This window comes from Bradyrhizobium sp. UFLA05-108 (assembly GCF_059803455.1).
The window spans coordinates 1-538 of record NZ_JBANAZ010000274.1 but is presented as its reverse complement, the minus strand read 5'-3'; the positions used below and the strand labels follow the sequence as shown (position 1 = coordinate 538).

1 protein-coding gene is annotated in these 538 nt (G+C 60.8%); it reads right to left on the bottom strand.

The window, feature by feature from the left end; translation table 11 throughout:
- Window positions 1-179: 179 nt before the first annotated feature.
- A partial coding sequence (locus SO140_RS46450) for a heterodisulfide reductase-related iron-sulfur binding cluster (RefSeq protein WP_498544274.1) occupies window positions 180-538 on the bottom strand: 359 nt, incomplete at its 5' end.

Below are 538 nucleotides of genomic sequence, written 5' to 3'. Positions count from 1 at the left end.
CGGCGAAAAAGCCTATTCCTCCGTTCTGATCGGCTCGCTGAACAACAACATGCTGACCATTCAGGTGACGCTGCCGGCGGACAATCAGCAGCAGGCGCAGACCGAAGCCGAAGGCATCATCTCCACCCTGAAGCTGAAGCAGTAATCCCACAGGGGCCGGCTTGCCGGCCCTTTCGTTTTTACGCCAGTGCCTGCGCCAGCAGGGTGATCGGATGTTCACAGCGCTTGCTGGTGGACATTTCTATCTGCCATTTGCAGGTCTCGCAGTCGGTCACCACCAGATCCACCCCGCTCTCTTCGATCTGCCGGAACAGCGGCGCGCCGATACCTTGCGAAGTGGCATAGTTCTCCGATTTGAACCCGTAGGTGCCGGCGATGCCGCAGCACTGCGAATCCAGCACCACCAGCTCCAGCCCCGGTATCTGCCGCAGCAGCTCCAGGGTGTAGGCGGTCCAGCCCATCTTCTCCATAGGGCAAGGCGTGTGATAAGCCACCCGCAGCGGCGTGCGCTTGAGCGGTAGGCTACGCCCCTGATTGA